At 68.1% G+C, this 8912-nt stretch carries 6 protein-coding genes and 2 pseudogenes; 4 read left to right on the forward strand and 4 right to left on the reverse strand.

Annotated elements, in window-relative coordinates; all coding sequences use genetic code 11:
• Nucleotides 1-304: 304 nt before the first annotated feature.
• Nucleotides 305-1768 carry a hypothetical protein gene (locus AB0J80_RS38300; protein ID WP_364714729.1) on the forward strand — a complete coding sequence of 488 codons (1464 nt, stop codon included), beginning with the start codon at nt 305-307 and terminating at the stop codon, nt 1766-1768.
• A gap of 937 nt (nt 1769-2705) precedes the next feature.
• On the opposite strand, the gene AB0J80_RS38305 is transcribed toward AB0J80_RS38300, so the two are convergent.
• A complete protein-coding gene (locus AB0J80_RS38305) occupies nt 2706-3710 on the reverse strand; it encodes a thaumatin family protein (RefSeq protein ID WP_364714731.1) in 1005 nt (334 codons plus the stop codon).
• Nucleotides 3711-4782: 1072 nt separating this feature from the next.
• Between AB0J80_RS38305 and AB0J80_RS38310 the strand changes: the two genes are divergently transcribed.
• Nucleotides 4783-5280, forward strand: coding sequence for a hypothetical protein (locus tag AB0J80_RS38310; RefSeq protein ID WP_364714732.1), 498 nt, complete (start codon nt 4783-4785; stop codon nt 5278-5280).
• Nucleotides 5281-5809: 529 nt separating this feature from the next.
• Here the strand turns inward: AB0J80_RS38310 and AB0J80_RS38315 are convergent.
• A pseudogene (locus tag AB0J80_RS38315) lies at nt 5810-6594 on the reverse strand (IS5 family transposase).
• A gap of 81 nt (nt 6595-6675) precedes the next feature.
• Between AB0J80_RS38315 and AB0J80_RS38320 the strand changes: the two are divergent.
• Nucleotides 6676-7152, forward strand: coding sequence for a hypothetical protein (locus tag AB0J80_RS38320; RefSeq protein WP_364714733.1), 477 nt, complete (start codon nt 6676-6678; stop codon nt 7150-7152).
• Between the two features lie 61 nt (nt 7153-7213).
• Nucleotides 7214-7531: pseudogene (locus AB0J80_RS38325) on the forward strand (recombinase family protein); the annotation flags it as partial.
• Nucleotides 7532-7764: 233 nt separating this feature from the next.
• Here the strand turns inward: AB0J80_RS38325 and AB0J80_RS38330 are convergent.
• Nucleotides 7765-8310 carry a hypothetical protein gene (locus AB0J80_RS38330; RefSeq protein ID WP_364714736.1) on the reverse strand — a complete coding sequence of 182 codons (546 nt, stop codon included), beginning with the start codon at nt 8308-8310 and terminating at the stop codon, nt 7765-7767.
• 101 nt (nt 8311-8411) lie between these two features.
• Complete coding sequence (locus tag AB0J80_RS38335) at nt 8412-8897, reverse strand: SRPBCC domain-containing protein (RefSeq protein ID WP_364714735.1); 486 nt, start codon at nt 8895-8897, stop codon at nt 8412-8414.
• Nucleotides 8898-8912: the final 15 nt, after the last annotated feature.

Genomic DNA, 8912 nt, shown 5'->3' on the forward strand with positions numbered 1-8912 from the left:
CCACCCGATACGACAAGACCAGCACGTCGTTCCAGGCCACCGTCACCATCGCCGCGTTGCTGCAATGGCTATGACCCTTTGGCGACACTGCCTAGAACGCAGTTCCGTGCCGAACTCGCCGGGCTGAGGTCCAGCGGATGGATACCGCCGGCCCCGACTGACACGCGGACGGGCCCGGACAACTCAACCCCGCGGCTTCGAAGCCGATCGTCGGGGGCACAGCCCGACCCGCCCGCATCGGCTCTGGCCGGCTCGAAAGCACCGCCGCCTGCCATGAGTGCCACGACACACCAGGAGACGACCGATGGGAACCAGCCATACGTTCCGCCGTGGGGCTGCGCTCGCCTTCGCGCTCGTGGCCGGCTTGTCCTCCTCGGCGGTCCCGAGCGTTCCTGCTCAGGCAGACCACCCCGGTACGGCTGTGCAGGCAGCGGCGGCGACCACGCCGCGTGCGTTGATCGGCCCGGCACCGGGGCGGCGTGACGTCCACCTGGCCGACGGGGTCGCGGGCGGCAAGGTGGTGTTCAAGGCTCTCAAAGGCATCAAACCAGGCATCGGATACAAGGCCGTGACGGGAACGCACACCGTGCAGGTGTACCCGCTCTACGCCGCAGCCGCCCCCTCTAGCGCTGCCCTGAAGTCCGCGCTCGCGCAGGTCCGCGCCTACTACACCCGCGAGCTGCCGGGCGTCACCTTCCGCTTCACGCTGCGCGGCGCCCGCAAGGTGCCCCGCGACCGGGCCTGCACCTCCGACTTCGGCTACCTGCGCACGGTGGCCAAGACCCAGTCGATGCGCGCCCGCCATCACGTACTCGGGTGGGGCTTCGGCTGCGGCGGCAACTACGGCTGGGCTGACCAGGCTCCCGGACGCGGCTATGCCTGGGTGCATGCGGCCGATTACCCCGACGCCTCCGTGGTGGCTCACGAACTGGGTCACAACCTTGGCCTGTATCACGCCAACGCGGTGGGATGTCGCACCTCGTCCGGCGCCTCGACGCCACTGTCGGCCAGGTGCAGCGAGTACGAGTACAGCGACCCCTGGGACAGCCAGGGCAACGTCTGCCAACTGGCGGACTGCCACGTCAGCGGCGTCGCCCAAGCGCTGCTCGCCGGCAAGACCCGTACCCGGGTGATTTCCGCGTCCCGCACCACCGACATCCGGCTGGTCGTCTCGGGGACCACCGGTACGCGCACGGCGCTGGTGCGCACCAGCTACGGCGACCTGTTCTTCGACATGCACACCAAGAGCACCGTTATGTGGATCGCCGGCGACGAACCCGGCGTCAACGTACGACTGGCCACCGCCCACGGTCAGGGCCTGCTGGGCATGCCCGACCACCGCGACCGGATGGGCGACGACTCCGACAGCATCCTCGCCCTCGGCGACCGCTGGACCATTCCCGGCTCCAAGGGGCTGCGGGTCATCGTGACGGCGGTCGGTCCCCGCTCGGCGACGCTTCGGTTCCTGCCGGTCAAGTCGGACACCACACCGCCGACCACGCCGCACGTCTCGGCCCCGGCTGAGACATCTGAGGGCAGCCTGCCGATCACGTGGACAGCCGCCACGGACGCTCGCGGGATCGCCGCTTACCTGGTGGAGAGCAACGACCGAGTGGTTGCCCGGCTGCCTTCCACCTCCCGCTCGTACTCCGTCGGCGCGACCAACCTCGGGGCCAAGGTACGGATCATCGCCATTGACCGGTCGGGCAACCGGGCCACGTCGGCGGCCCTGACGGTCACCCGGCCTACTGAAGATCCCGTCGGATAGCCAAGTCGACCACGAACTCCCGTCGCGCTACGACGGCCAGGCGGTGTGCGAGCAACCCGCCGGCCGCCAGCGCGGGCGTCGTCAGGCAGCCGCCGACGGGTCAACCGTCGGCCGTCCTCGCTCTGAAGTTCGACGTCGTGGTTTGCCTCGGCCCAGTCGTCACCGATGGACAACACCGCGATATGTCCCTCTCCCCGGCCGGGCCCGCCGAGGAATATCGAGTGCTCAGCCGCTCACGCAACGGGTGGACCGCCACCTGGACCGCCGGCATCAACCCCAAGGACGGCAGCAACGTCGGCCTACCGTACGGGCCGAAGGAGGGCTACTGCTGGCGTTGCTCGGCGGCTACGCGGTCCGGCACAAGACCCCGATGATGGAGCTCGGCCCGAGCCAGAGCGGGTTCATGAAAGAACTCGGCTTGGCCGCCTCCGGCGGCCGCACCGGCTCCAAGATCCCTCGTCGGCGAGCAGGTACGCCGCCTGGTACGCGCCCAGCTCGTCATCGAGCGCGGCGTGCTCTTCGGGCTGGTCCCGGAGGTCGACGCCGCCCTCGGCGAGGTCGCCGTGCTGTACCCGGGCGGCCTGGTCTTCAGCTCGCCCTGAAGCCCGGCGCACAGACGTACCCGTCCGTGACCCACGGAATCCGCACGAGCTCGTCGCCGTTGCCGGGGCGTTGATCAGCGTGTCGGCCGCCCTCGGGGGTCTCGGTCGCCCACGCCGCGGCCGAGCCTACGGTCACCCTCGTCAACCAGACCCGGTTCCGGCAGCATTGTGAGGTTGTGGGTGCGCAGGTAGCCGGCCAGGTCGTCCGGGTCCCACCTGTCGGGGGCCGCAGTCGCTCACCAGGCCATGGCGCAGGGTGCGCCAGCAAGAAGTACGTCGCCCGGCCGCCGGCTCAGGGAGGCCTGCATTCTCCTGAATGAGCTGTGGGGTCCGGGTCAGTTGCTGAGGAAGGTGACGGTGAATCCGGTGCAGGTCGTGCAGTTGTAGGCGGGCGAGGTGTTGTCGGCCTCTCCGTCCTTGGACCAGGTGTAGACGCGCGGGCAGGCGGCCTTGAGCTTGCGCGTGTAGTCGGTGTCCGCCGAGTCCGGATCGGAGTTCAGGCACAACCGGCCGCCGGACTTCAGGTCCGCGTCAGGACACGCAGCGAGCAGCTTCGTGGGGCAGCCCGCCTGGCTGCACTCGTTGACGCCACCGTACGGCGACTTCACCGCGTTCACCGGCTCGATGGTGATCGGGAAGTTGAGCGCGTTGACGTAGCTGACGTTGTACCAGTTCTTGCCGTATGTGGAGTCGCCCGGATAGAAGCCGAACTCGGCGAAGCTGGCCGGCTGCCCGTACTGGATCTCGCAGCGGTCGGCGAACCTGCCACAGTCGCCGATTGCGCAGTGGAAGGTCGTTCCCGGCGTGCCGGTGCAGCCCTGGCGGGCGAAGAACCGGCCGCTCCACTGCGTGGCGCCGCCGTCTTCCGGGATCGTGATGGCGCCGCGGGCGCCCGGCTTCAGGACGGGCAGGCCGGTTATCGGGGTCGACCCGTCGGGGTTGACCGCGTTGCCGATCCAGATCTGCTCGCCGGTTCGGTTGACGAACGTCACTGTGTGGTTGCCGGAAGCATCGGCGGTGGTGCCGGTGGCTGCCGCTGTGGTGGCGGGTGGCGAGTGCCGTGGGGCGGCAGGGCTCGACGGCGCCGGTGCGGAGCTGGCCGCGGCGGCGGGGCTGCTCGCCATGGAGTCAGCGGTGGCCTCGCCCGAGATCGCCGGCGCGGTAGGCAGGGCAGGATGATGCGCTCCCCGGCCGAACGGGCGGACGTCAGCGGACGCACTGGCCACGCCCGCCAAGGCAGCGGCCACACTGATCAGCACCGCCAGGCCGGAGAACAGACGACGCCCGCTGGGGCGGCGCGGCCGGGACAGGGGCGAGGCGGCAGGGTCGCCAAACGGCATGTGATGACTCCTTGGGTGAGACCGGAACTGATCTTCTGCGTCCACGACGCCGATCGCAGTAAGCATCAGGAAGGTTTAAGACATCACTAAAGACCGCTGCCCGGGCGCCGCCGTCCGGGTACCCGTCCGGCCCGACGACGATGGTGAATCCGTTGCTCCATGGCGGCGTCGATGTCTCGACTGACGTGAACACCCCTTGACGCGGGTGCCATCGCCATGGTGCGCTCCGCGCCGGGCGTAGTGCCGGACCGAGAAGACGTACCGCCTGTCGGCCGCCGACAAGACCGCCGGCCAGGTCACCATCGGTGCCAGCCCGGACGCGTTTCCGGCGTTGAAGTTGGCCGGTCAATCCGTCGGGCTACTTCCGGGCGCAGGTCGAGTTCGCCCGGGTCGACGGCGATCGTCGGGTGGTCTATACAAGCCCGGCCTACTTCAGCGGGGCGAACCGCGTAAGGAGGCTCAAGCAGCCTGCCGGCCGGCGGTCCAACCCTTCCCCGAGAGAAGATAGGACCGCCGGTGACGCCGAGGGATGTCCCATCATCCAAGACGAAGGGGAATGGCTCACCTCCACTCCGGTCCCATACCTCACCGGTCCTGGTATGTAGCGGGGACCTGCCGAAACCGGGCACCCTGATCAACTACCGGCGGATCTGCTGCACCGGTAGGTGACATCTGAGATGGTTCGAGCCGCGACTGCAACTGCTCCCGGGTGTGTTCGGCCCGGGTCATAAACGATCGAGGCCACCAACCACAAATCGCTGGTCAGCGACCACACGAATCTACGAGTTTGAGTATCCGAGGCCCGAAACGGCGGGTACGCCCACGGTCATTGCTACGAGAGTGTTGGCGCTCACCGTATAAGCGCCAGCGAAGATTGCTCTGCCGATCCAGGGGCAGGGGCTCGTGCGGTACGTCTGGAAGATCTCGCCGTCGAGCAAGCCAAGAGCCAATACGGGCATGCCCTGGTCTGCGACATCACCACGATGAGCTCTGAGACCCTCGCTGAACAGCTGCGGGGCCCGGAGGCGGTGGCCGGGGAACGGCTATGCGACGCCAATGCGATCATGAGTCGGTGACGTTCGACATTGGCGATATCACCGACAGCACGGCGTGGACGTCCCCCGACGCCACATCGTTCACTCCTCCGTCTCTACAAACGAACGCGTACGGCCCGTTCGCGGACGGCCTTCCCGCATTCGACGTGACCCATGACGAGACGTCGTTGATCTACGCCACGAACCACGGCTTCACCCGCACGGTGCTCGGTGTCGAGGTGCGCAAGGACGGCGACATTGCCGTCCCGATGGGTTACACGAACCTGTACACCCTGGAGAAGCGTGCCGTAGTGGCTGCCGGCGGCGTGGTAATGCGGATATGGCCCGCGGCTTACCCCTCCCCCGCCAATCAAGCGTGGCGTCTGATCCTGCCGCAGACCGCCGAACAGAAGTTCCGTAACCTCGACGCCGCCCCCGGCATCGAAGCCGGGTTACACGACGCGGTGAATCTTTCCGCCCGGATGGACAGCCCGGTGCTTCTGGCCCGACAGGTCGACGAACGCTACTGGCACTGACCCTCGAGGCCGGCGGCACCGAACGACTCGAACAGACAACCCTCGCCGTGCAAGAGCGGCGCTCTACCAGTTGGAGCTATACCGCGCTCGCGAACTCGGGTACGCCTCGGTGCCGTTCATCTTTCATGTGCACGCGCTCTTCCTCTCCGACGATGCGGTTGGCCTCGAGCTTCATATGCACTCTCGGTTGGCCGACCGGCAGGTCGTCAACGAGGTCAATCAAAGACGGGAGTTCTCTATACGACCCAGGCCGAAGCCAAGGAACGCCTGAAGGAGCTGACCGGCGACCTGTCGCGGTATGAGGAGACGCCCGAGGCGTTTGAGTATCGCCAAAGCCGTAGGCGTCGTCATGATCGACGAGGGTGCAACGGACCATGGCGTCCGCCGGTTCTGGATGCCTCGGCTCGCCGATGCCCGTTGCGCTACGGCGTCCTCGATCGTCTTCTCGGCGGCTCGCGGCGCGCGCAGCCAGAGAGCGACTCCAACGGGTGAGACGGAGTAGCTCTCGCGCTCGGTCGACTTAGAACTCCTAACTCTTTGAGTGGTTGAGGCGCCGCCAGCAGATCAGTGCGCAGCCGATTTTGAGCAGGGCTTCATGGATGTCGTCGCGGATCTCCCAACGGATGCGCAGGCGGCGGAACCAGTGCAGCAGCGCAAAGCTCTGCTCTATGACCCAGCGCAGTTTGCCCAGTCCGGAGCCGTGCTCGCTGCCGCGGCGCGCGATGACCGGTGTGATGCCCAGCTCGCGGACCAGGGCGCGGTACTTGTCGTGGTCGTAGCCGCGGTCGGCGTAGACCTTCGGTGCCCGGCTACGGGGCCGTCCGCGTTTGCCGCGGATCGGCGGTATCGCTCGCAGCAAGGGAATCAGGTGGGTGACGTCGTTGCGGTTGCCGCCGGTCAGCAGCACCGCCAACGGGACACCGCTGGCCTCGGTCTACCGGGCTCCGGCCGGTTTGGGCCGCCCTTGAGCGCCCGCACATGGCTGGAGTCGACCACCGCCCGGGACAGGTCCAGCTTGCCCGCGGCACGAAGCTCGGCGAGCAGGACCTCGTGCAGGCGTTGCCAGACGCCGGCGTTGTTCCAGTCCCGCAGCCGGCGCCAGCAGGTCATCCCGCAGCCGAAGCCGAGTTCGTTGGGTAGCCATTCCCAGCGGATGCCGGTGAACAACACGAACAAGATGCCGCACAAGACTTTGCGGTCATCGACCGGCCGGCGACCAGGACCCGAACGAGCCGGCTGCTTCGGGATGAGCGGCTCGATCCGGGCCCAGAGGTCGTCATCGACCAGCCACGGCTGGGGGTCGCGCTTCCTCATGTCAGCGACAACGGCGGACCCAAAGATGAAGTCATGCCGATGCACCCGGTTGAGTTAGGAGTTCTTAATGGCGGAGTTGCGATGAGTACCAGAGCCGACGACGCGAATTCGAGCGCGTTGACCGCGTGGGCCGTACGCGAGCGCAGACTGCGCCCGCAACGCTTCACGGCGCAGGTAGATGGTCTGCGGTTCGCGTTCTACGGCCGGATCTCCACCGTTGATCATCAGGACCGCAGCTCGTCGCGTCATTGGCAGCTATGCGCCGCACAGGAACTTGTCGCCGGCCACGGCGCGCTGGTGGCGGAGTACTTCGACGTCGGCGTCTCACGCCGCGTCCCCTGGCCGGATCGCCCGCACGCTGCTCGGCTCCTGACCGACCTTGATTCATCGCGACGGAGCTTCGATGCCATCGTGGTCGGCGAGTACGAGCGCGCCTTCCGAGGCCAGCAACTCGACCAGCTGATCCCGATCCTGCGCCGGCACGGCGTCGCCCTGTGGCTACCGGAAACCTACGGCGCTGTCGACTTCGACATCCCCTCGTCAACGCGCCCTGCTTGATCTGCTCGGTGTCCGCTCGCAACGCGAGGTGTCACGGGCTCGGTATCGCGTTCTCGCGGCGATGCGCGCCCAGACCGAACTGCAAGGCAGGCACCTCGGCGGCAGACCACCCTACGGCTATCAGCTCGTCGACGCCGGGCCACACCCCAACCGCGCTGACGCCGCTTGGGGGCGACGCCTGCACCGCCTGGAACCGGACCCGGCGACCGCCCCGCAAGTCCGATGGATCTTCGCGCAAAGACTCACCGGACGCAGCATCGCCGGCATCGCCCGCGAGCTGAACGACACCGGCACGCCCTGCCCCTCGCAAGTCGACCCGCACCGCAACCCGCATCACCGCCCGCCTGGCTGGACCCTGACCACCGTCGCCGCGATCCTGGCCAACCCTCGCTACACCGGACGGCAAGTATGGAACCGGCAACCCACCGACCACACCGACCAGGCACCGTTGGACGGCCTGACCCGACACGACAACGTGCAACGGTGGGCGGCGAGCACGCAGGTCCCCTGTCACCCGGCCGTCAGACGCGCGGCGAGGCGCCGGCCATGTCGTGACGCCGGGCCGACCGGACGACCACCGCCGTGCCGCCCGGCCTCGCAGAAAAAGCCCCGTCAGCCGCTACCCACCCGAGATACCGCCACGGACGCGCGGACCGCCTCCTCCGGCCGAAAACCCAGCCGGATCTTTTCCGCGATCTCATCCCGGGTACGCAGAGCGGCGCGCCAGCCGACCACCGCGGCAGCCGCCTCGGCACCCGCCGGACCGCGCGCCTGTACCGTCCACGGCCGGCGGAACAGCACGCGTCCGGCAACGCCGACGACAACCAGCACCACGACCGCGACAACATCGAGCACCAGCAGCAGGAGGGGCAGCAACAGCCACCAGAACAACACGCCGACCACGATCATCCCGACGATGACGGCGATGCCCACGACGATGTCGTCGCCGAGGTCGCCCCAGCCACCGCCACCGCCACCGCCACCATGGTGGCCACCACTGCCGCTCGGCAGATCGACGCCGAGGTCACCCACGCCGCCGTCGGTGCGGCGCCGGCGCCAGCCGCCGAAGCGCCGGGCGAGCGCCCGCCAGCGCGGTTCCCACACGACGCGGACTCGCCAGGTTCCACCGTCCGGTCGCTGGACGATCACGGTACGCACGCGGCCCAGTGTAGGGATGATCCGCAAAGTCGGCGCAGCTGAAAGACCCGCGTCGATCAGTGTCGGACGACCGGGGGCCGGCGCCCCCGGCCGGCCACGGATCAGGAGGCGACCAGGTCATCGATCTGGTTGATCGCCGAGGTGGCGCCCTCCACCACGCCCATGTCGAGTACCTTCTGCAGCGCCTCGACCGACTGGTACCTGCTCACGTAGGTAGCGCGGGTGCCGCCGGCGTGCCCGGTGAAGGTGTAGGCGTTGGTCGAGACCGGCATGTTCGGATTCGGGTTGAAGTCCAGGTCGGCGAAGCCGTCGTCGAAGGAGAAGCTTCTGGGCTGGTCGACGGCGGTGACCAGCCAGTACCCGGCGAACTTCTCGCCCTCGGGGCTGGTCATGTAGTAGGTCACCCGACCGCCGGGCCGCAGGTCGTGGTCGACCACGGTCGCCGGGTAGGTCGGCGGTCCCCAGATCTTTTCCAACTGGCGGGGGTCGGCGTAGACCTGCCAGATCCGCTCGACCGGAGCGGCGAAGTCCGCCGTGATGGTCAGGGTGAGGTTGTCGAGGTCCTGCTGGACGTCGGTCACGGGCATGATTCAGTCCTCCTG

Source organism: Actinoplanes sp. NPDC049548, assembly GCF_040676695.1.
GTDB lineage: Bacteria > Actinomycetota > Actinomycetes > Mycobacteriales > Micromonosporaceae > Actinoplanes.

Coding starts and splice junctions, on each gene's coding strand:
- AB0J80_RS38300 (WP_364714729.1), top strand. CDS start 305: ATGGGAACCAGCCATACGTTCCGCCGTGGGGCTGCGCTCGCCTTCGCG.
- AB0J80_RS38305 (WP_364714731.1), bottom strand. CDS start 3,710: ATGCCGTTTGGCGACCCTGCCGCCTCGCCCCTGTCCCGGCCGCGCCGC.
- AB0J80_RS38320 (WP_364714733.1), top strand. CDS start 6,676: ATGAGTACCAGAGCCGACGACGCGAATTCGAGCGCGTTGACCGCGTGG.
- AB0J80_RS38335 (WP_364714735.1), bottom strand. CDS start 8,897: ATGCCCGTGACCGACGTCCAGCAGGACCTCGACAACCTCACCCTGACC.